General features: G+C 63.0%; 23 protein-coding genes. 18 read left to right on the forward strand and 5 right to left on the reverse strand.

The annotated features are described in order from the left end of the window. Positions 1-112: 112 nt before the first annotated feature. From GYK42_RS06605 to GYK42_RS06680, 16 genes are all read left to right on the forward strand, one after another. Entirely contained in the window at positions 113-1,816 is a 1,704-nt protein-coding gene (locus tag GYK42_RS06605) for a GspE/PulE family protein (RefSeq protein WP_046683043.1), read from the forward strand. A gap of 1 nt (position 1,817) precedes the next feature. Beyond that, complete coding sequence (locus tag GYK42_RS06610) at positions 1,818-3,053, forward strand: type II secretion system F family protein (protein ID WP_166446824.1); 1,236 nt, start codon at positions 1,818-1,820, stop codon at positions 3,051-3,053. Next, complete coding sequence (locus GYK42_RS06615) at positions 3,053-3,559, forward strand: type II secretion system protein (RefSeq protein ID WP_166446825.1); 507 nt, start codon at positions 3,053-3,055, stop codon at positions 3,557-3,559. Before GYK42_RS06610 ends, GYK42_RS06615 begins: the two co-directional genes overlap by 1 nt. 77 nt (positions 3,560-3,636) lie before the next feature. Continuing rightward, a complete protein-coding gene (locus tag GYK42_RS29535; RefSeq protein WP_166446826.1) occupies positions 3,637-4,095 on the forward strand; it encodes a type II secretion system protein in 459 nt (152 codons plus the stop codon). A 104-nt stretch (positions 4,096-4,199) separates the two neighbouring features. Then, entirely contained in the window at positions 4,200-4,796 is a 597-nt protein-coding gene (locus GYK42_RS06625; protein ID WP_431190155.1) for a pilus assembly FimT family protein, read from the forward strand. Beyond that, positions 4,786-5,343, forward strand: coding sequence for a type IV pilus modification PilV family protein (locus tag GYK42_RS06630; protein WP_166446827.1), 558 nt, complete (start codon positions 4,786-4,788; stop codon positions 5,341-5,343). Before GYK42_RS06625 ends, GYK42_RS06630 begins: the two co-directional genes overlap by 11 nt. Then, on the forward strand, positions 5,340-6,233 hold the full coding sequence (locus tag GYK42_RS06635) for a prepilin-type N-terminal cleavage/methylation domain-containing protein (RefSeq protein WP_166446828.1): 894 nt from the start codon (positions 5,340-5,342) through the stop codon (positions 6,231-6,233). The genes GYK42_RS06630 and GYK42_RS06635 overlap by 4 nt, the downstream gene beginning before the upstream one ends. Then, on the forward strand, positions 6,230-6,682 hold the full coding sequence (locus tag GYK42_RS06640) for an agglutinin biogenesis protein MshP (RefSeq protein WP_166446829.1): 453 nt from the start codon (positions 6,230-6,232) through the stop codon (positions 6,680-6,682). Before GYK42_RS06635 ends, GYK42_RS06640 begins: the two co-directional genes overlap by 4 nt. A 130-nt stretch (positions 6,683-6,812) precedes the next feature. After that, entirely contained in the window at positions 6,813-7,772 is a 960-nt protein-coding gene (locus GYK42_RS06645) for an agglutinin biogenesis protein MshI (protein WP_166446830.1), read from the forward strand. Continuing rightward, positions 7,769-8,437 carry a PilN domain-containing protein gene (locus GYK42_RS06650; protein WP_166446831.1) on the forward strand — a complete coding sequence of 223 codons (669 nt, stop codon included), beginning with the start codon at positions 7,769-7,771 and terminating at the stop codon, positions 8,435-8,437. Before GYK42_RS06645 ends, GYK42_RS06650 begins: the two co-directional genes overlap by 4 nt. Then, positions 8,437-9,135 carry a type II secretion system protein GspM gene (gene gspM / locus GYK42_RS06655; RefSeq protein ID WP_166446832.1) on the forward strand — a complete coding sequence of 233 codons (699 nt, stop codon included), beginning with the start codon at positions 8,437-8,439 and terminating at the stop codon, positions 9,133-9,135. The genes GYK42_RS06650 and gspM overlap by 1 nt, the downstream gene beginning before the upstream one ends. Continuing rightward, a complete protein-coding gene (locus GYK42_RS06660) occupies positions 9,120-9,521 on the forward strand; it encodes an MSHA biogenesis protein MshK (RefSeq protein WP_166446833.1) in 402 nt (133 codons plus the stop codon). The genes gspM and GYK42_RS06660 overlap by 16 nt, the downstream gene beginning before the upstream one ends. A gap of 38 nt (positions 9,522-9,559) precedes the next feature. After that, on the forward strand, positions 9,560-11,344 hold the full coding sequence (gene mshL, locus GYK42_RS06665) for a pilus (MSHA type) biogenesis protein MshL (RefSeq protein WP_166446834.1): 1,785 nt from the start codon (positions 9,560-9,562) through the stop codon (positions 11,342-11,344). Beyond that, entirely contained in the window at positions 11,345-12,247 is a 903-nt protein-coding gene (locus GYK42_RS06670; RefSeq protein WP_166446835.1) for an ExeA family protein, read from the forward strand. A gap of 17 nt (positions 12,248-12,264) precedes the next feature. Continuing rightward, positions 12,265-13,338 carry a tetratricopeptide repeat protein gene (locus GYK42_RS06675; protein ID WP_166446836.1) on the forward strand — a complete coding sequence of 358 codons (1,074 nt, stop codon included), beginning with the start codon at positions 12,265-12,267 and terminating at the stop codon, positions 13,336-13,338. Between the two features lie 25 nt (positions 13,339-13,363). Continuing rightward, positions 13,364-14,281: an alpha/beta hydrolase gene (locus tag GYK42_RS06680; RefSeq protein ID WP_240943486.1), complete on the forward strand. Its 918-nt coding sequence runs from the start codon at positions 13,364-13,366 to the stop codon at positions 14,279-14,281. A gap of 49 nt (positions 14,282-14,330) precedes the next feature. Here the strand turns inward: GYK42_RS06680 and GYK42_RS06685 are convergent, their stop codons facing one another. Then, entirely contained in the window at positions 14,331-14,657 is a 327-nt protein-coding gene (locus GYK42_RS06685; protein WP_166446838.1) for a hypothetical protein, read from the reverse strand. Between the two features lie 108 nt (positions 14,658-14,765). Here GYK42_RS06685 and GYK42_RS06690 point away from each other — a divergent pair, with 108 nt between their 5' ends. Beyond that, the gene (locus GYK42_RS06690; protein WP_166446839.1) at positions 14,766-15,224 is read left to right on the forward strand and encodes a nuclear transport factor 2 family protein; all 459 of its coding nucleotides are present in this window, start codon (positions 14,766-14,768) and stop codon (positions 15,222-15,224) included. Positions 15,225-15,262: 38 nt separating this feature from the next. On the opposite strand, the gene GYK42_RS06695 is transcribed toward GYK42_RS06690, so the two are convergent. From GYK42_RS06695 to GYK42_RS06705, 3 genes are all read right to left on the reverse strand, one after another. Continuing rightward, positions 15,263-16,366 carry an HD-GYP domain-containing protein gene (locus tag GYK42_RS06695; RefSeq protein WP_166446840.1) on the reverse strand — a complete coding sequence of 368 codons (1,104 nt, stop codon included), beginning with the start codon at positions 16,364-16,366 and terminating at the stop codon, positions 15,263-15,265. A 41-nt stretch (positions 16,367-16,407) separates the two neighbouring features. Then, complete coding sequence (locus GYK42_RS06700) at positions 16,408-17,586, reverse strand: pyridoxal phosphate-dependent aminotransferase (RefSeq protein WP_166446940.1); 1,179 nt, start codon at positions 17,584-17,586, stop codon at positions 16,408-16,410. Positions 17,587-17,669: 83 nt separating this feature from the next. Beyond that, entirely contained in the window at positions 17,670-18,104 is a 435-nt protein-coding gene (locus tag GYK42_RS06705) for a putative toxin-antitoxin system toxin component, PIN family (RefSeq protein WP_166446841.1), read from the reverse strand. Between the two features lie 30 nt (positions 18,105-18,134). Here GYK42_RS06705 and yaaA point away from each other — a divergent pair, with 30 nt between their 5' ends. After that, positions 18,135-18,905 (forward strand): peroxide stress protein YaaA, encoded by a 771-nt coding sequence (gene yaaA, locus GYK42_RS06710; protein ID WP_166446842.1) that lies wholly within the window; start codon positions 18,135-18,137, stop codon positions 18,903-18,905. A gap of 35 nt (positions 18,906-18,940) precedes the next feature. On the opposite strand, the gene GYK42_RS06715 is transcribed toward yaaA, so the two are convergent. Next, entirely contained in the window at positions 18,941-19,744 is an 804-nt protein-coding gene (locus GYK42_RS06715; RefSeq protein ID WP_046683028.1) for an outer membrane protein assembly factor BamD, read from the reverse strand. Positions 19,745-19,780 lie beyond the last annotated feature (36 nt).

Here is a 19,780-nt window from a genome sequence, read left to right on the forward strand (position 1 = left end):
CGCAAAAATCAAACGATGGAATGTATTTTCTTTAAGAAACAACAGGTTCTGGAATAAAATACTCCCGCGCGCCGCTGGCGTGCATCGTCTGTTGAACTGTCGAGGAGCAAGCATGGCAAGGCCAGAGAAAGTCCGGCTCGGTGAAATTTTGGTGCAGCAGAAATTGCTGACGGAAGAACAGTTGGGCCAGGCCTTGACGGAACAGAAGCGTTCGGGACGCAAGCTGGGCCGCGTTTTTGTCGAGCACGGCTTCGTCACGGAAGAGCAGATTTCAGGCGCGCTGGCGCGCCAGCTCGACATCCCCTACATCAATCTGAAGTTTTTCAACATCAATCCCGAACTGGTGCGGCTGCTGCCGGAAACCCAGGCGCGGCGCTTTCGCGCGCTGGTGCTGGAAGACCGCCGCGAGGGCTTGCTGGTCGGCATGTCCGACCCGACCGACCTGTTTGCGTACGATGAAATTTCGCGCCTGGTCAAGCGCCAGATCGAACTGGCCGTGGTCAATGAAACGGAAGTGCTGGCCGCCATCGACCGCATCTACCGCCGCACGGAAGACATCTCCACGCTGACGCGCGAGCTGGAGCAGGACCTGGGCGACGTGTCCGTCGACTTTGGCGCGCTGGCCGCCAATCCGGGCCTGGAAGAAGCGCCCATCGTCAAGCTGCTGCAATCCGTGTTCGAGGATGCCACCCAGGTACGCGCCTCGGACATCCACATCGAGCCGCAGGAAGGCCGGCTGCAAATCCGTTTCCGTATCGACGGCGTGCTGCACCTGCAGACGGAAGCGGACAGCAAGATCGCCAGTTCGCTGGCGCTGCGGCTGAAACTGATGTCGGACCTCGATATTTCCGAGAAGCGCCTGCCGCAGGATGGCCGCTTTGCCATCCGCGTGAAAAACCAGCGCATCGACGTGCGTATTTCCACCATGCCCACGCAGTATGGCGAATCCGTCGTGATGCGCTTGCTGAACCAGGGCGGCACGACCTTGCGCCTGGACGCCATCGGCATGCCGCCTGCGCTGGTGGCGCAGTTCCGCGCCATCGTCAGCCGCCCGAACGGCCTCGTGCTGGTGACGGGCCCGACCGGCAGCGGCAAGACGACGACCTTGTACTGCGCCTTGTCCGAACTCAATTCCGTGGAAAAAAAGCTCATCACGGTGGAAGACCCGGTCGAGTACCGTTTGCCCGGCATCAATCAGGTGCAAGTGAACGAGAAAATCGAGCTGAACTTTGCCAGGGTGCTGCGCTCGGCCTTGCGCCAGGATCCCGACATCGTGCTCGTCGGCGAGATGCGCGACCAGGAAACGGCGCAGATCGGCCTGCGCGCCGCCATGACGGGCCACTTGGTGCTGTCGACCCTGCATACCAACGACGCCATCAGCACGCCGCTGCGCCTGATGGACATGGGCGTGCCCCGCTACATGGTGGGCAGCTCGCTGCAAGCCGTGCTGGCGCAGCGCCTGGTACGCGTGATCTGCGAAAGCTGCAGCACGCCGTACCAGCCCACGCCGAACGAATATGAATGGCTGCGCATGGAACTGGGCGAGCTGGTCGAGCGCAACCAGTATTTCCATGGCAAGGGCTGCTCGCATTGCAATGGCATGGGTTACCGGGGCCGCACGGGCGTGTACGAATTGCTGGAAATTACGCGCGCCGTGGCCGACGCCGCCAACCATGCCGATCCGTCCCACTTCATGAAAGTGGCGACGGCGCAGATGGCGGGCGAAACCTTGCGCCGCCACGCCGTGCAACTGGTGGTACAGGGCCGCACGACGGTGATGGAAGCGATGCGCATCAGCAACCAGAGCGAGGATTGAAGTGCCGTTTTTCTCCTACAAGGCGCGCAGCGCCAGTGGCGAACTGCTGACCGGCGTGATGGAAGGCGCCGACAGCGGCGCCGTGGCCGACCAGTTGATGGCGGGCGGCAGCACGCCCGTCGATATCAGCGCCACCAAACAAACGGTGACGGGCGCCGGCGCCAGCAAGCTGGGCTGGTGGGAGAAGCTGACGGAGAAAAAAGTCACGCCCATGGACGTGCAGCTGTTCAGCCGCCAGCTGTACACTTTGCTCAAGGCGGGCGTGCCCATCATGCGCGGCCTGGCCGGCTTGCAGGAGTCCGCCATCAGCCCCGCGTTCGGGCGCATCATCAAGGACGTGCGCGAGTCGCTCGATGCGGGGCGCGAGCTGTCGGCGGCCATGGCGCGCCACCCGACGATCTTCACGCCGTTCTATTTGTCGATGGTGCGCGTGGGCGAGATGACGGGGCGCCTCGACGAAGTGTTCCTGCGCCTGTTCAACCACCTGGAATTCGACCGCGACATGCGCGCGCGCGTGAAAACGGCGACGCGCTACCCGACCTTCGTCGTCTTCGCCATGCTCGCCGCCATGATCGTGGTGAATATCTTCGTCATTCCCCAGTTCGAGAAAGTGTTTGCCAGCTTCCATGCGGAGCTGCCCCTGATGACGCGCATCCTGATCGGCACTTCGCGCTTTACGGTGGCGTACTGGCCCATCCTGCTGATGCTGGGCGTGGGCGGCTTTTTCGGCTGGCGCGCCTGGCTGCGCACGAAAGAGGGCTTGTATAAATGGGACCGCGCCAAGCTGCGCCTGCCGATCGCCGGCAAGATCATCCTGAAGGGCACGATGGCCCGCTTCGCGCGCAGTTTCGCCTTGTCGAGCACGAGCGGCGTGCCTATCGTGCAGGCGCTGACTGTGGTGTCGCAAACGGTCGACAACACCTACCTGAGCGCACGCGTGGAGCAGATGCGCGACGGCGTCGAGCGCGGCGAAAGCATCTTGCGTACCTCGGTCGCGGCCGGCGTGTTTACGCCCGTGGTGCTGCAGATGATCGCCGTGGGAGAGGAATCCGGTTCGCTCGACGACCTGATGGACGAGATCGCGGACATGTACGAGCGCGAAGTCGACTATGAATTGAAGACCCTGTCGGCACAGATCGAGCCGATCTTGATCGTCTTCCTCGGCGCCATGGTGCTGGTGCTGGCGCTGGGCATCTTCCTGCCAATCTGGGACCTGGGCCGGGCGGCCCTGCATTGATGAGAAAGCCGCTCCGCCAGCGCGGTTTCACGCTGTTCGAACTGGCGGTGGCGGCGGGCGTGTTCGCCATCCTGGTGACGGTGTTTTTGAACAGGGTCAGTTATTACCAGCAGCAGGCGCAGCAGGTGGCCGTGGCGCAGATGCTCGGCGTCTTGCGCACCAGCTTGCGCGTGCAGGTGCTGCAGCTGTACCTGAAGGACCGGCGCGACAAAATCCCGGCGCTGGCGCGGCAAAACCCGTTCGACTGGCTGATGGATAAGCCGGTCAATTACCTGGGCGAGTTCGCGCAGCCAGACCTTGAAAAACTGCCGGCGGGGAATTGGTTATACGACAGAAAAGAACAAAAAATTATCTATTTGTTTAGCAATGGCAATATTTTTCCCATTACAAGGGTTGATTCAGTGAAATTTAAGGTAATCTTGCCGGGTGCGGACGCCGATCTTGACAAGCTTTCCCGGGAGCCCGATATCGTGGTGTGGAAATCGGCGGACTCGATAGCGAACTGAGGCTCTTTGAGGCCCGGTGCGGCGACAGTTTCATGGCGTTGGTTTTGATGTTTTTATTTGATTTTGGAGAAGCAAGAATGAATAAGTCTTTACGTAGTATGAAAAGCGGCGCCCAGGCAGGTTTTACCCTGATCGAACTGATCGTCGTCATCGTGATCCTCGGCATCCTGGCTGCGACGGCGATTCCTAAATTCATCGACATGTCGACCGATGCGCGCATCGCCAAGATGAATGCGGCGGTAGGCGCCATGAAGGCTGGCTCGGCCCTGTACCATGCACAGTGGCTGGTCAAGGGTTCCGTCGATACGCCGAAGGTGCAGATGGAAGGCAAGGATATCGAGGGTGCATTTGGCTACCCGACAACTGCCGGTATCATCGAGGCGGCTGGCTTGACCGATCCTGATTACAAGTTTTCCGGTGGTGTCGTGACGCCAGATGCAACGCGTACAGCGTGCAAGGTTACCTATGTCGCTCCGACCAAGGCCGGCGACCCGCCGAGCATTACGCCCGCTCTGGCGACTGCAGATTGTAAATAATTTGTACTGACTTGCAAGGATGACCAGGTAATACCCGGCCTTCCTTGCGCACCACCAGCCCAACCCCAGGCGCCAGCCCGTTGGGCTTTTTTACGGGCCATCCATTGCAGCAGCCACCGATAGTCTTTCCGCATCGTTACGCAGAGCCACCAGGTCAGCTGCGACGTACGGCTGCGCGCGGCTTTACCTTGATCGAACTGGTGGCCGTGATGGTGATCGCGGGCTTGCTGGCGACCTTTGCCGTCAACCGGTTTTTCCAGCGCGACACGTTCGACGCGCGCGGTTTTGCCGACCAGGTGACGAATATCGTGCGCTACGGGCAAAAGCTGGCGGTGGCGCAAAACCGTGCCGTATATGTACTCATCATTGACAATAAAAGCGTGGCCCTGTGCTTCGACGACGGTTGTAGCGCCGCCCAGAAGGTGGTGCCGCCTACGGGCAGGAACAGCGGCAGCAAGGAAACGCTGCAGTATTGCGCGGGAACCAACTGGCTGTGCGAAGGCCGCCCGTCCGGCGTGGCCCTGTCCACCATTCCGGCCGCTACGGCGGCCTTTTATTTCGATGCGCTGGGTAAACCGTATGCGCTGGGCGATGTGTTTCCGGCCGCATCGACATTCCCGGCGCAGCTGACGATCAGTATCCAGGGCGACGGCATGAAGCGCGACGTCATCGTCGAAGGGGAGACCGGCTATGTCCATTAGCCAGCGTCGCCAGCGGGAACGCGGCGTGACCCTGATCGAACTGGTGCTGTTCATCGTCATCGTCGGCCTGGCTTCGGCCGCCATCCTGGGCGTGATAAGCCTGACGACGCAACACAGCGCCGATCCGCAGCTGCGCAAGCAGGCGCTGGCGATTGCCGAAGGCATGCTGGAAGAAATCGCGCTGGCGCGCTTCACGTACTGCGATCCGCAAGACCCGGCCGCGGAAACGGCGGCCAGTCCGGCTGGCTGTGCCATCCCGGAAGGGCCGGGCGAGGAGGCGGATGGCGCAGGGCGGCCCTATGATAACGTCAATGATTATGTGGCTGCGTATGGCACGGCTGTTGCCTATACGACAGACGCGCAGGGCCGCGTATGGGTGCCGGGCGCCAACCCGGCCTACACGGCCTGGGTGACGATCACCCAGGCGCCCCTGAACGGCTTGCCTGCCACGGAAAGCCTGCGCATCCAGGTGCGCGTGCCGTACGCCGACAAGGAAATCTTGCTCGACGGTTATCGCGTGCGTTATGCGCCGAACAGTATCCCATGAAAAACTTCCTCAACGCCAGGCGCCGCGCGCGCGGCTTTACCCTCGTCGAGATGGTCATCGTGATCGTAATCACGGGCATCATCGGCGCCATGGTCGCCGTCTTCATCCGCGTGCCCGTGCAAGGCTATATGGATGTCACGGCGCGCGCGGCGCTGGCCGATACGGCCGATACGGCGGCGCGCCGCCTGACGCGCGACGTGCGCCTGGCCCTGCCCAACAGCGTGCGCGTGTCGAACGACGGCCTGTTCCTGGAACTGCTGCTGACCAAGACGGGCGGGCGTTACCTGAGCGACAGCGACCCGGCAGGCCTGGGCAATGTACTGAGCTTTGAGACGCCTCCCGGAGCCGGCCTGCCGTTGAACTTCAGCGTCGTCGGCGCCATGCCCGCCAATGCGCTGGGCGCGCGCCAGGCGATCAGCGTGGGCGACCAGATCGTCGTCTACAACCTGGGCGGCGCCTACGCGCCAAACAATGCGTATGCATGCAGTCCGGCGACTGGCTGCAACCGAGCGCCCGTGACGGGCGTGGCCGGCAGTGTCGTCACCTTGGGCAGCTATCCTTTCACGACGGCACCGGCGCCGCTGCCATCGCCGTCGAACCGTTTCCAGGTGGTGACGACGCCCGTCACCTATGCGTGCGACCTGAAGAACGCCACCCTGACCCGCTACGCGGGCTATGCCATCGCGGCCACCCAGCCGGAGGCTGGGAGTACGCTCCTGACGAATGGCGCCCTGCTGGCGCGCCAGGTGACGGCGTGCGCCTTCAGCTACACGGTGCTGGCCAATGTGCAGCGGGGCCTGGTGAATATCGACCTGAGCCTGGGCGCGGCGAACAGCAATACGGGTGTGCTGCGCCTGGTGCAACAGGTGCAGGCGAGGAATACGCCATGACGCGCTTGCCGCGCCATCGCACGCGCCGCATGCGCGGTTTCAGCCTCGTCACGGCGATTTTCCTGCTGGTGGTGCTGGCCGCGCTGGCGGCCGTGATGGTGAATATCTCCACCTTCCAGCAGACGGAATCGGCGTTGGACGTGCAGGGCGTGCGCGCCGAACAGGCCGCGCGCGCGGGCCTCGAATGGGGGTTGCAGCGGCAGATCAGCGCCGGTTTGACCGCCGGCGCGGCGTGCATCGGCGCCACCACGTTCAGCTTGCCGGCGGGCACGACGCTGTCGGCGTTCAGCGTCAGCGTGCAATGCAGCTCGGCCACGGGGCCCGGCACCTTGACCAGCTGGACCATCACGGCCACGGCTTGCAACCAGCCTGGACCTGCCGGCTGCCCGAACCCGGGCAATAACGCCGATTACGTCCAGCGCCGCCTGCAAGCCGTGCTGTCGCAGTAAGGTCAACAGCGTGCAAAAAAGATCGCTAATTTATTGTTTTTACACAATAAAGTTGGCTTCATGAATTAAAATTAGCTGGATGCATCACTGCGCGACAAGATCGGGCAGGCACTTACACTGGATAGTTCGCATGGGTTTATTCGCAAGAGCAAGGAAGTACGATGGCTGGCTGGCCACGGCGTTTGGCCGCGAAGGCGTCAGCGCTGTCGTTGTCGAGCGTTCCGGCGGCGGCATGCCGCGTGTGCGGGGTGCCAGCTACCAGGCGGCCGCGCGGCCGGCGCCGGCCGAGGTGCTGGAAAAACTGGGCAAGGAGTTGCAGGCGGTCACGCGCCACTGCACCAGCGTGCTGGCCGGCGGCGAATACCAGCTGCTGTCGCTGGAAGCGCCGGCCGTGCCGCGCGAGGAATTGAAGACGGCCGTGGGCTGGCGTTTGAAGGACATGCTGGACTTTCCCCTGGCCGACGCCACCATCGACGTGTTCGACATTCCCGGCGACCCGAACGGTACCCAGCGGGGCAGCAGCGTGTTTGCCGTTGCCGCGCGCAACAGCGCCGTGTCGCGCCGCCAGGCGCTGTACGCCGAATGCAAGATCGGCCTGTCCGTGATCGATATCCCCGAGATGGCGCAGCGTAATATCGCCACCTTGCTGGAAACGCCGGGACGCGGCATCGCCGTGCTGTTTTTCGATGGCGACGGCGGCTTGCTGACCATGAGCTTCAATGGCGAGCTGTATCAGGCTCGCCGTATCGACGTGACCCTGACGCAATTGCAGTCGCCCGACGCCAGCCAGTACTACGACCGCGTCACCTTGGAACTGCAGCGCTCGTTCGATCACTTCGACCGCCAGTTTCATTTCATTTCGCTGGCCCGGTTGATGCTGATGACGGGCGCCAGCGACGGCTTGCACGCTTACCTGGCCGACAATCTCTACATGCCCGTCGAGCAGCTGGACCTGGCCACGGTGCTGGACTTTTCTCAGGCTGCCGAGTTGCGCGCCCCCGCCATGCAGGCGCGCTACTTCCTGGCCATCGGCGCTGCCTTGCGCGAGGTTGGCCTGCACCCGGGCAAGCACGAAGGGAAGGGCGCATGAGCCAGCAGATCAACCTGTTCAATCCCCAGTTTGAACTGAAAAAACACCACATGTCGGCGCGCACGGCCAGCCTGGGCCTGGGCGGCCTGGCGCTGGTCTTGCTGGCCCTGGGCGTGTTGGCCCAGCAGGCAATGGCCAGCCTGGAACAGCGCGAAGCGGGCGTCAAGGCGGCGCTGGCGCAAGTCGAGGCGAAGCGCGACCAGATTTTGCGCGATTATCCTCTACGCAAGAAAGATCCGGCCCTGGCGCAGGAACTGGAGGCCGTCGAAGCGCAGCGCCAGTTGCTGCAGAACGCGTCAAGCGTGCTGGACAGTGGCAAGCTGGGCAATACCCTCGGCTATGCCGGCTATTTCCGCGCGCTGGCGCAGGCCAGGGTCGACGGCGTATGGCTGACGGGCGTGGATATCGTCGGCGCCGGCAATGACTTCGGCTTGCAGGGCCGCGCCTTGCATGCGTCGCTGCTGCCCGTCTACATCACGCGCCTGGGCCAGCAGGAAGTACTCAAAGGCAAGAGCTTTGCCAGCCTCGACATCGGCCAGCCCGAGCAGCCGGCCGGGGCGGTGGTTGAAGGCAAGGCGGCCAGCCTGCCTTATGTCGCGTTCAGCCTGCAGTCGGCGGAGCGTGCTGTCCCGCCGGCAAAACCTGTTGCGGGAGGAACACGCTGATGCTGCCCTTGCTGAAGAAATGGGCCACCGCCTTCGACGCCCTCAGCCTGCGCGAGCGGCTGATGGTGTTTGGCGCCGCTGCGGCCGCCGTCCTGTTCGTGTTCTATTTCATGAGCTTCAATCCCTTGCTGGCGAAACGCGCCGCGCTGGAAGCGAGCATTGCGCAAAAGCAAAGCCTGTTGACCGCGACGAACAAGGAAATCGAGCTGACCATGCTCGCCCATGCCACCGATCCCGACCGGGAAGCGCGCACTCGCCTGGTGGCCTTGCAGGCGGAAACGGCGTCCCTGGCGCGGGCGCTGCGCGAGAAGCAGCATGGCCTGGTGGCGCCCGAGCGCATGGTCACCTTGCTCGAGCACCTGCTGCGGCGGCACGCGGGACTGCGCGTGGTGTCGCTGAAAACCTTGCCCGGCAGCGCAGTCGGCGCCCACCAGGCCGATGCCGAAAACGGCGACGCGGCGGCCAAGGCGGATGCCGCCAAGGCGCCGGCCCCGGCGCCGTTGCTGCATCAGCATGGCGTGGAAGTGGTGTTGCAAGGCAGCTATGCCGACATGGTGCAATACATGCAGGCGCTGCAAGCGATGCCGACGCGCGTGTTCTGGGGCGCCGCCCACCTCGACGCGGCCACTTACCCTGGCGCCACCCTGACCTTGACCTTACATACCCTCAGCATGGACGATACATGGATCGCACTCTGACCTTTGCTCCCGCGCTGCTGGCGCCTTTGCTGATGCTGGGCCTGGCATGGCCGGGCGCGCAGGCACAGACGCTCGACGATCCGACGCGCCCGCCGGCGGCCCTGTGGGCGCCCGCCAGCGCCGCGCCCGTCGTCGCGGCCCGGCCGCAGCTGCAATCGGTGCTCATTTCCACCCAGCCGGGCGGTCGCCGCCTGGCCGTCATCGATGGCCAGACGGTCAAGGTCGGCAGCAAGGTGGGTGACGCCGTGGTGACGGAGATCCACGACACGGCGGTGCTGTTGCGGCGTGGCAAATCACTGGAAACCTTCAAGCTGTACCCGAACAGCAAGACCGATAACAAGACCGACAACGAGACCGATCGCAAGACCGGCCGCAAGCAGGAGTAGAAGAAGTGGCCAAGCAACTCAATCAACACAAGGCGAGCATGTTCAAGATCAGTACGATGGCGGCTGTCATCAGCGTCAGCCTGGGCCTGGGCGGCTGCAATGTCGCGCCCGTCAAGCGCGACACCTACAATGCGATCACCGACGCCGTCAAGGGCGCGGCGGCCACCACGGCGCCAGCGGCCCAGCCGGACGCCGTGGAAGCGGCGCTGCTGCCGCCCGTGGCGGCCCTGGCCCAGCAATTGCCGAAGGCCCGCGTCGCGCTCGACGAGCGCTTCAACGTGGCTTTCAACAATGTGCCGGCGCGCCAGTTCTTCACCTCCATCGTGGCCGGCACGCGCTACAACATGCTGGTCCATCCCGACATCGGCGGCACGATTTCCGCCAACCTGAAGGACGTGACCCTGTTCCAGGCGCTCGACGCCGTGCGCGAACTGTATGGCTACGATTACAAGGTCGAGGGCACGCAGATCTACATCAAGCCCCTGACCATGCAGACGCGTTTGTTCCACGTCAATTACCTGACGGGCGCGCGGCGCGGCAGTTCCAACCTGCGCGTGTCGTCGACGTCCGTGGGTTCGGTGGGCTCGACCAATTCTGGCGGCTCCGGCAATAGCGGCAATAACAACCAGGGCAACAACCAGAATAATGAGCAGAACCAGCAAACCAATAATGGCCAGGGCGGCCGTACCCTGGACAGCAGCAACCTGACCACCTCGTCCACGGCAGATTTCTGGCCGGAATTGAGAGCGGCGCTGGAAGCCATCGTCGGCAGCACCGAAGGGGGGCGGCAAGTGGTACTGAGCCCGCAGTCGGGCGTGATCGTCATCCGTGCCATGCCTGATGAGCTGCGCAATGTCGACATGTATCTGAAGGCAACGCAGCTGTCCGTTGACCGCCAGGTGATCCTGGAAGCGAAAATCCTCGAAGTCGAGCTCAACAACAACACGCAGACGGGCATCAACTGGGCCTCGTTCGCCTCGATCAAGAGCGGCCACACGAACCGTATCTCGACCGGGTTCATCCAGCCGGGCGGCACCTTGGCGCCGCTGCCGTTCAATGGCGGCCAGCCGCCCAACATGACCACCGGCAATGGCTTGACGGCCAGCAGCGGCTTTGGCCTCAGTTCGGCGGCCAACGCGGCCGGTTCCATGTTCGGCCTGGCTTTCCAGACGGCCAATTTCGCCGCCATGATTTCCTTCCTGGAATCGCAAGGTTCCGTGCACGTGCTGTCGAGTCCGCGCATCGCCACCATGAATAACCAGAAGGCCGTGCTGAAGATCGGCACGGACGAGTTTTACGTGACGGGCGTGTCGACCACAACGAACACGACGGCCAGCGGTGCGACGACCAGCCCCAACGTGACCCTGCAGCCGTTCTTTTCCGGCGTGGTGCTGGACGTGACGCCGCAGATCGATGCGGATGGCAACATCATCCTCCACGTGCACCCATCCGTCAGCCAGGTGTCGACCATCAGCAAGGAAATCGACCTGGGCAGCGCCGGCTCGCTGAAACTGCCGCTGGCCGCCTCCAGCACGTCCGAGATGGACAGCATGGTGCGCAGCCAGGATGGCCGCATCGTCGCGATTGGCGGCCTGATGCGCCAAGCCACCACGGCGGACCGCTCGCAAGTGCCGGGCGCGGGCGATATTCCCGTGCTGGGCGCGTTGTTCCGCAACACGGGGCAGGTGATCCAGAAGCGCGAGCTGGTGGTGCTGATCAAGCCGACCATCGTCGATGGCGCCAATAGCTGGAACGAGGACTTGCTCGATTCGGGCAAGCGCATCGAGGCGCTCGACCCGCGCCGTCCGTCGGAGCGGCGCTAAATGTACCAGACCCATTTCGGCTTGCGCGAGGCGCCGTTCGGCCTCACGCCCGATACCAGTTTCTTCTTTAACGGCCCGCAGTCGCAAAAGGCGCTCAACACCTTGCTGGTGGCGGCGCGCAATGGCGAGGGCTTCATCAAGATCACTGGCGAAGTGGGGACTGGTAAAACCTTTTTGTGCCGCAAGTTCATGCAATCCTTGGGGCCGGACTTCGTCACGGCCTACATCCCGAATCCGAACTTGCCGCCCCGTTCGCTGATCCTGGCGCTGGCCGACGACCTTGACGTGCTGCTGGAGAAAGATGCGGATCAGCATCAGTTGCTCAAGTCCCTGAATTTGCGCCTGCTCAACCTGGCGGCGCAGGGCAAGCGCGTGCTGCTGTGCCTGGACGAAGCGCAGGCGATTCCCGTCGACAGCCTCGAAGCGCTGCGCCTGCTGACGAATTTGGAAACGGAAAAGCGCAAGCTGCTGCAAATCGTGCTGTTTGGCCAGCCGGAACTCGACGTCAAGCTGGCCCTGCCGGAAATCCGCCAGCTGGCGCAGCGCATCACCTTTCACTACCACCTGGGTCCGCTGTCGCGCGACGACGTGGATTTCTATGTGGCGCACCGCCTGCGCGTGGCCGGCTTCGACGGCGCGCGCCTGTTCAGTCGTGGCGGCGTGCGCAAGCTGTACCAGGCTTCCGGCGGCATACCGCGCCTGATCAACATCATGGCGCACAAGGCGCTGATGGTCGCGTATGGGGAAGGGCGGCAGCAGGTCAGCGGGCGCCACGTGGCGCTGGCCGCCAGCGATACCCTGGCCAGCAAGCCGCGCTTCTGGCGGAGGCCTTGGCCATGGCTGGCCGGCGCCGGCGTACTGGTCGCCGCCGGTGCCGTGAGCTGGACTTTATTGAACCGATGACGAAGATGAGCCTGTAGATGAGCCTGATTAACAAGATGTTGCAAGACCTTGATGCGCGCGGCACCCCCGATGGACGCGGCGACGCGGCCGGCATCCGCTCCGTGCCCGAACGCGAGCGGGGCCGGGGCGTCTCGCGCGCGCTGGTCTTTGGCTGCGCCGCCGGCCTGACTGCCGCCGCCATCGCCCTGGGCTGGGTCTACCTGAAGCGCCCGTCCGTGCCGCCCATGCTGGTCAATGTGGCCAGTACACCGGTTCCGATCCCGGTCCCCGCGCCTGCTGCCGTTGTACCAGCGCCGGTGGTGGCCGCCCCGGCGGCGCCCGTCGCGGCGGCGGAACCCGAGCCCGTGTTCCAGGCCGAGGAAGTTGCTCCCGCGCCAGCCACGGCGCGGCCCGCCGAATTGCGCCGCATCACGGAAAAGGCCACCAAGCCTGCCGCCGCGCCCGTCGTGAAGATGGCATTGCCGGCCGCCAGCGAGCGCATTATCGACGGCAAGCAAGTCACTGCGCAGCAGCGCGTGGAAAATGAATACCGGCGCGCGCTGGCCCAGTTGCAGGATGGCCGCGTCTTCGAGGCGCTGGCCGGCTTGCAGCAGACCCTGCAACTGGATCCGCGCCACCAGGGCGCGCGCGAAACGCTGGTGCGATTGCTGCTCGAAGCGCAGCGCCCGGACGAAGCTGCCCGCCAGTTGCAGCTGAGCCTGGCGCTGGACCCGAAACAGCCGGCGCAAGCCATGATGCTGGCCCGTCTGCAGCTGGACAAAACCAACGGCGGCGCGGCCGCCCTCGATACCCTCACGCGCAGCCTGCCGTACGCTGCCGACAATGGTGAATACCACGCCTTCCTGGCCGGCGTGCTGCAGCGCGAACAGCGCTATCGCGAAGCGTCCGAGCACTACCAGCTGGCCCTGCAGACGGCGCCCGATAACAGCGTCTGGTGGATGGGTCTCGGTATCGCCTTGCAAGCGGATAACCACCCGGCCCAGGCGCGCCAGGCGTTCGAGCGGGCCAAGGGCTTGCAGACGCTGTCGCCGCAATTGCAGGCGTTTGTCGAGCGCAAGCTGGTGCAGCTGACGGCGGCTGCGGCGAAATAACTTTACCTCAATGAAAGAAACCAGCTTGAAGCCTCTCAATCTGCTCATCGTCCTTTGCTGCCTGGCCAGCAGCACCCTGGCCAGCAATGCACTGGCCGCGCCCGCCAGCCCGCCTGCCAGCTACGTGCTGGAAAATACGGAAGTGCGCGACATTCGTGCGCAAGCCCTGAAACGCGACTACCAGCTCTATGTCGCCTTGCCCGATTCCTATCGGCAGGGGACAAAACGCTATCCGGTATTGTTCGTCGTGGACGCCAATTATTCGTTTGCCATCGTGCGCAATATCGCGCAGCGCCTGAACAAGCATGCCGGAATGGAAGAAGTGATCGTGGTCGGCCTGTCGTACGCGAACGGCGATGGCGGGGTGTACAGCCGCCGCCGCGATTACACGCCGACCACGCCGCGCAAGCATGACTACCGTTCGGACATGCCGGGACGGCAACCGGCTTTCGGCGAAGCGAAGGCGTATGGCCAGTTCATTTCGGGCGGAGTGTTTCCCTTCATCGCCAGTAACTATCGCGTCAACATGCAGCGCAAGGTGTTTATCGGCCATTCCTACGGCAGCCTGCTGGGCCTGCAATTTTTGCTGACCGAACCGCGCACTTTCGAGCATTACATTCTCGGCAGTCCGTCGCTGTGGTACGACGCCGGCGTCATGTTCGACCGCGAGCAGGCGTATGCCGCCAGCCACAAGGACTTGCCTGCGTCCGTGTTCTTCGGCATCGGCGGCCTGGAAAAGTTGGCGCCAGGCAAGAAGCGTTCGCGCTCCGAGGAAGAGGCCGACATGCTGGCCGACTTGCGCGAGTTCGACGGCAAGCTGAAATCGCACAAGTACCCGGGCCTGAAGACGCGATTGCGCGTGTTCGAGGATGAAGACCATGCGAGCGTGTTTCCCTTTGTGCTGACGCATGGCTTGCGGGCATACTTGGAGTCCTCGAAGTGAAACCGGTTTTGAAAAACCAGTTTAGCGAAGATAGCGGATTGCATTACTATTATGAAATAAAAATAAGAGAAATAGTAATGAATAGCGATCTTGTTAAATAGCAGGCTTCCCCTGACATAAGCAGTGCCGAAGGTTGCGGCTGCGGGCATGTTTTTCTTGACGGATTGCCCTTGCCTGGCGAGCCATGGACGAGCAGCAGTGGGCGCTCAGTCTTGACCTGCAACAAAAGTTGCTGGATGCGCCTGTGAGTGGGCGCTAAGGCAGCTTGCCGCGAATCGCCGGCATGGCCAATCGAGCCGGTGAAATGGCGTTTCCATCCCCTGATCCAGCAGTTTGTCGCAATGGCATGGGCGAGAAAACGGCAAGGCGATAGCATGTGCTGGGTTTCCTCATGATGGGCTGCCCGCAAGCGAGTGTTCGATGCTGACGGTAGCGCCGTCATCAACGGATGCTTCCCAATGACCTCGATCAGGATGAAATACGCATGAAATTACCCCTTTCATATCTTCTTTCCACCTGCCTGCTGGGCGCCTTGGGCGCGATGGCTGGTGCGCAGGCGGCCCCCGCCGATGCGGAACTGCTGGTCCTGGTGCAGCGCCATGCGCAGGCCCAGAGCAGCTTCGATCAAGCCACCTTGAAAGCCGTCACGGCCGAGAACTATGTGGAAATATCGCCGGTCGGCGAGGTGGACGGGCGTGAAAAAATGCTGTCCTTCTATGCGCCCGAGCAGAAGCGGCCGAGTCCGCAAGTCCAGGTCGATGAGCCGGCGGTGCGCCTCTTTGGCGATACGGCGCTCATCTCGGCCCGGTTGTCCTACCGCGTCAACCAGGAAGGAGCGGCCCGTACCTTCGCCATGCGCGCAGGGTATGTCGCCCGGCTGGTTGACAAGCAATGGCTGCTCGTCAGCGCACAGTACACGGGCATCCGTCCGCCGAAACCGTAAGCTGGCATTTGCTCTGGCACCGGCCTTGCCCAGCCAGGCTACAGCCGCGCCTCATCCCCCCACACATGGCGCATGCTGAAATGCAGGCCGGCATCGTCTTCGTGCAGTGACGAGACGATGGCGAACTGGCTGTCTGCCGTGTCGCGGGGCGTCATCTGCGATAGCTCTGCGGCGGCCAGCGGCGCGCCCAGCGGGTCGCTGAGTGGATGCACGTGGCCGGCGCCCCGTTGCGTGACCACCCCCAGTTCGCCGCTGCGCAGGCGCACCAGGGTGCCGGGCGGATATTTGCCCAGCAGGTTGACGAACTGTTCTCCCAGCAGCGGATCGATGGGCACGCCCTGGTCGAGGAAGATGTGCTGCAGCGCCTGGTCGGGCACGATGGAGCGGCGGTAGTTGCGCGCGGAGACGCGGGCGCAATAGCGGTCCGCCAGGCCGATCAGCTTGGCGTTTTGCAGGATCTCATCGGCCGTGCGCCCTTGCGGGTAGCCGCTGCCGTCGTCGTTTTCATGGTGCAGGAGCACGCAACTGAGCCATTCCTCGTCGTCGACCCCGGCGCAGCGCAACAGTTCCGTGCTTTCCTGCGGATGCTGGCGCACGATGCGCATTTCTTCGTCATTCAGGGGGCCGCGCCGGTCCTGGAAACTGTCGTGGTGGCGCAGCATGCCCACGTTCATCGTCAGCGCGGCCGCGCCGATCAACAGCAATTCATCGTGGGATTTATGCATGCTGCGGCCCACCAGCATGGCCAGCAAGGCCGTTTCGATGCAGTGGCGCACGGCGTAGCTGCCGGCGATCTGGTTCAGCAAGATGCTGGCCAGGGCGATATCGGCATCGTGTTCGAGCGCACGCAGCAGTTCGCGGGCGATGTCGCGCACGTCGCGCTCGGCATTGTTTTCGCTGCGCAAGGCCAGCAGCAGCCGTTCCAGGCGCTGCGCCGCCTCATTGAGCAGGCGCAAGACGGACGGCTGCTCCGGCGCGCCCACATACAGCCCCAGCTGCATCAGCCGCCCCAGCTGCGCGCCATCCGTGATGATCTGGCCCTTGCGCAGTTGCGGGCCGGCACTATGGTCAGCCAGAAACAGATCCCAGGGCAGGGGTTCGCCGGGAACCAGGTCGGCCGGGCCGATGCGACGCTGTACCATGCTGTCATCCTTTGCTTCGCCGTGGCGGAGCCATGCTTGATTTAAATGCTGCGCAGGCGCTCGAGCGCCAGGCGCAAGGTCTCGTCCTTCTTGGCAAAGCAGAAGCGCACGATGCCTGATTCTTTTGCCTGCGCGTAAAACGCGGAGACGGGAATGGCCGCCACCTTGATGTCCGTCGTCAGCCATTCGGCGAACTGCGCTTCGGTCTCTTGCGAAATGGCATCGTAGCGCACGCACTGGAAATACGTGCCGTCGGCCGGCAGCAGGGTAAAGCGGCTGCCTGCCAGGCCGTCGCGGAACAAGTCGCGCTTGCGCTGGTAAAAGGCGGGCAAGTCCAGGTAGGGCTGCGGGTCGGCCATGTAGCCGGCCAGGCCGTGCTGCATCGGCGTATTGACGGTAAACACGTTGTACTGGTGCACTTTGCGAAACTCCGCCGTCAGCGCCGCTGGCGCTGCCACGTAGCCGACCTTCCAGCCCGTCACGTGATACGTCTTGCCGAAGCTGGAAACGATGAAGCTGCGCGCCGCCAGTTCCGGATTACGGCTCAGCGAGGCGTGCGGCACGCCGTCGTACACCATGTGCTCATACACTTCGTCAGATAGGATCAAAATTTGCGTGCCGCGCACGATGTCGGCCAGCGCGGCCACATCGGCGGGGCGCAAGATCGTGCCCGTCGGGTTGTGCGGCGTGTTGATGATGATCAGGCGAGTCTTGTTGCTGACGGCCGCGGCCAGTTGGTCCCACGGCACGCTGTAGCCCTGTTCCCCCACCTCCATGGAGACGAGCACGGGCACGCCGCCGGCCAGCGCGATGGCGGGCAGGTAACTGTCGTAGGCCGGTTCGATGACGATGACTTCGTCGCCCGGATGCACGCAGCACAGGATGGCCGTGGTCAGCGCCTGCGTGGCGCCGGCCGTGACGGTGATTTCCGTGCCCGCATCATAGCTGTGGCCGTACAAGCTGGCGATCTTCGCGGCAATGGCGCAGCGCAAAGGCGCGGCGCCCGTCATCATCGGATACTGGTTGTGGCCGGCGCGCATGGCGTCGCTGACGCGGTCGACCAGGTCAGGCGCGCAATCGAAGTCGGGAAAGCCCTGGCCCAGGTTGACGGCGCCATGCTGGGCCGCCAGGCTGGACATGCGGGTAAACACGGTGGTGCCGACAGCAGGCAAGCGGGTGGTCAGGGCGGGAGTCGTGTAGGGCAGGGACGGGCTGTTCATGAACGGTAGGGGCGCGGTGCGGAAAGTGGAATCGTGTCCCATTCTAGCGCAGCGCGCCACGTTGCGTGTGGGGCTTTAAAGGCTCAGCCTGGCAAGGTCCAGCCTTCCGGCACCATGATCTTGAACATGCCGGCCTTGGCCGTCTTGCGGGCCAGTTTCAGCAGGGCCTTGTCCTTGGTGATGAGGATGTCGGCGTTGGCGTCGCGCGCCAGTTCGAGGAATTTCTGATCATCCTTGTCCGTGCAGACGGGCAGGCGCACGCCGGAGACGGGTGGCGCCACGACGCTGATGTGGGCGTCGAAGCGGGCGGCGGCAACGGCCCGGCTGGCTTCATCGAGCGGCAGATGCTTGTAGTGCAGCACGACCAGATATTCCGCGCGGCAATCTTCGCGCGTGATGGCGTGCACGGCGCCGCTTTCCATGGCCGCCAGCAGGCCCGCCCAGCGCGGGTCGTTGAAGACGAACAGGTCGAGGCAAACGTTGGTGTCGAGGACGAGTTTTTGTGGAGCAGGTATCATGTCGGCAATTCTATTCTGTAGTGATAATTTATGTTGATCGTGCTTTCGCCCGCCAAGAGTCTCGACCTGGAGACGCCGCCAACAACCTCGTTGCACAGCACCCCTGATTTTCTCGACCATTCCGCCCAGCTCATCGACCGCATGCGCCAGTTTTCGCCCGCCGAAGTGGGCAGCCTGATGGGTATTTCCGACGCCTTGTCCGCCCTCAACGTGGCCCGCTATGCGTCGTGGACACCGACGCTGACGGAAGCGCGCCAGGCCATCATGGCCTTCAATGGCGACGTGTACGCCGGTTTCGAGGCGCGCAGCCTGCAGCCGGCCCAGCTCGACTATGCCCAGTCGCGCGTGCGCATCCTGTCGGGCCTGTATGGCTTGCTGCGCCCGCTGGACCTGATCCATCCGCACCGCCTGGAAATGGGCACGCGGCTGTCGACCGCGCGCGGCAAGGATTTGTATGCGTTCTGGGGCGACACCATCACCAACGGCCTGAACCGCACGGCCAAGGAGCAGGGCGCGCAAGTGCTGGTCAATCTTGCTTCCGAAGAATATTTCAAATCCGTTAAGCCGCGCCAGCTGGACGTGCCCGTCATCGCGCCCGTGTTCGAGGATTGGAAGAACGGCAAGTATAAAATCATCTCGTTCTACGCCAAGCGCGCGCGCGGCATGCTGGCCCGTTATGCGGCCGTCAACAATATCCGCGATCCGCAGCAGCTGAAGCAGTTCGATGTCGACGGTTACGCGTATGTGCCGGAAGCATCGAACGATACTAGCTGGGTGTTCCGGCGCAAGGTAGGTGAATAAGTAAAAAAACCGGGCTAGCCCGGTTTTTTCTTATCTTACTGCCAGAATTTCCACCACTTGCGCTCCTTGTTCACCCCTTCCGGGCTGAGGAATGCCGTGTTCGGGTAGTTCTTGGTCAGCACGCGCAAGGCATCGTCGCGCAGGTCGGTCAAGCCCAGCTTGTCGTACGAGCGGTACATGATGAACAGCGCTTCTTCGATGGCCGGCGAGGCGGCAAAGTCGCTCACCGTCGTTTGCGCGCGGTTGGCAGCGGCCAGGTAGGCGCCGCGGCGGTAGTAATAGCGCGCCACGTGCACTTCGTATTTCGCCATGGCATCGATCAAATAGTTCATGCGGGCCAGCGAATCGGGCGCATATTTACTATTTGGGAACTTGTCGACCAGTTGCTTGAAGGCCGCAAACGCTTCGCGCGTGGCTTTCGGATCGCGCTCGGTCGGATCTTGTTCGTACAGGAAGTTCAGGAAGCTGATCTGGTCGTTAAAGCTGATCAGGCCCCGCAAGTAGTACATATAGTCCACATTGGCGTGGTTCGGATGCAACTTGATGAAGCGTTCGACGGCAGCCAGTGCCTGCGCCTGGTCTCCCGACTTATAATACGCGTAAGCGATCTCCATCTGCGCTTGCAGAGCATAGTTGCCAAAAGGATAGTTAGCCTCCAGCTTCTGGAACAGACCGATTGCAGCTTCATAGTGCTGCCCGGTCATTTCTTCACGCGCCTCCGAGTATAATTTCGTAACGGACCAGTTTTTGGTCTCATCCACTTTTTCAGGCAACAAGCTGCAAGCGGACATGCCGAGCAGAACGACTGAAGCGACTACCAACGATAATTTTTTTTGCATGACGTTTTGCAAGAAGGTTTTAACCAAGATTTTACA

This window comes from Janthinobacterium lividum, assembly GCF_011601275.1.
Lineage (GTDB): Bacteria > Pseudomonadota > Gammaproteobacteria > Burkholderiales > Burkholderiaceae_D > Janthinobacterium > Janthinobacterium lividum_E.

Bases quoted from the DNA above. Each gene is read 5' to 3' on its own strand.
- GYK42_RS06675 (WP_166446836.1), top strand. From the start codon at position 12,265: ATGAGCCTGATTAACAAGATGTTGCAAGACCTTGATGCGCGCGGCACC.
- GYK42_RS06670 (WP_166446835.1), top strand. From the start codon at position 11,345: ATGTACCAGACCCATTTCGGCTTGCGCGAGGCGCCGTTCGGCCTCACG.
- GYK42_RS06685 (WP_166446838.1), bottom strand. From the start codon at position 14,657: ATGCTATCGCCTTGCCGTTTTCTCGCCCATGCCATTGCGACAAACTGC.
- gspM (WP_166446832.1), top strand. From the start codon at position 8,437: ATGCTGCCCTTGCTGAAGAAATGGGCCACCGCCTTCGACGCCCTCAGC.
- GYK42_RS06645 (WP_166446830.1), top strand. From the start codon at position 6,813: ATGGGTTTATTCGCAAGAGCAAGGAAGTACGATGGCTGGCTGGCCACG.
- yaaA (WP_166446842.1), top strand. From the start codon at position 18,135: ATGTTGATCGTGCTTTCGCCCGCCAAGAGTCTCGACCTGGAGACGCCG.
- GYK42_RS06695 (WP_166446840.1), bottom strand. From the start codon at position 16,366: ATGGTACAGCGTCGCATCGGCCCGGCCGACCTGGTTCCCGGCGAACCC.
- GYK42_RS29535 (WP_166446826.1), top strand. From the start codon at position 3,637: ATGAATAAGTCTTTACGTAGTATGAAAAGCGGCGCCCAGGCAGGTTTT.
- GYK42_RS06650 (WP_166446831.1), top strand. From the start codon at position 7,769: ATGAGCCAGCAGATCAACCTGTTCAATCCCCAGTTTGAACTGAAAAAA.
- GYK42_RS06615 (WP_166446825.1), top strand. From the start codon at position 3,053: ATGAGAAAGCCGCTCCGCCAGCGCGGTTTCACGCTGTTCGAACTGGCG.
- GYK42_RS06635 (WP_166446828.1), top strand. From the start codon at position 5,340: ATGAAAAACTTCCTCAACGCCAGGCGCCGCGCGCGCGGCTTTACCCTC.
- GYK42_RS06660 (WP_166446833.1), top strand. From the start codon at position 9,120: ATGGATCGCACTCTGACCTTTGCTCCCGCGCTGCTGGCGCCTTTGCTG.
- GYK42_RS06630 (WP_166446827.1), top strand. From the start codon at position 4,786: ATGTCCATTAGCCAGCGTCGCCAGCGGGAACGCGGCGTGACCCTGATC.
- GYK42_RS06690 (WP_166446839.1), top strand. From the start codon at position 14,766: ATGAAATTACCCCTTTCATATCTTCTTTCCACCTGCCTGCTGGGCGCC.
- GYK42_RS06705 (WP_166446841.1), bottom strand. From the start codon at position 18,104: ATGATACCTGCTCCACAAAAACTCGTCCTCGACACCAACGTTTGCCTC.
- mshL (WP_166446834.1), top strand. From the start codon at position 9,560: ATGTTCAAGATCAGTACGATGGCGGCTGTCATCAGCGTCAGCCTGGGC.
- GYK42_RS06640 (WP_166446829.1), top strand. From the start codon at position 6,230: ATGACGCGCTTGCCGCGCCATCGCACGCGCCGCATGCGCGGTTTCAGC.
- GYK42_RS06715 (WP_046683028.1), bottom strand. From the start codon at position 19,744: ATGCAAAAAAAATTATCGTTGGTAGTCGCTTCAGTCGTTCTGCTCGGC.
- GYK42_RS06605 (WP_046683043.1), top strand. From the start codon at position 113: ATGGCAAGGCCAGAGAAAGTCCGGCTCGGTGAAATTTTGGTGCAGCAG.
- GYK42_RS06700 (WP_166446940.1), bottom strand. From the start codon at position 17,586: ATGAACAGCCCGTCCCTGCCCTACACGACTCCCGCCCTGACCACCCGC.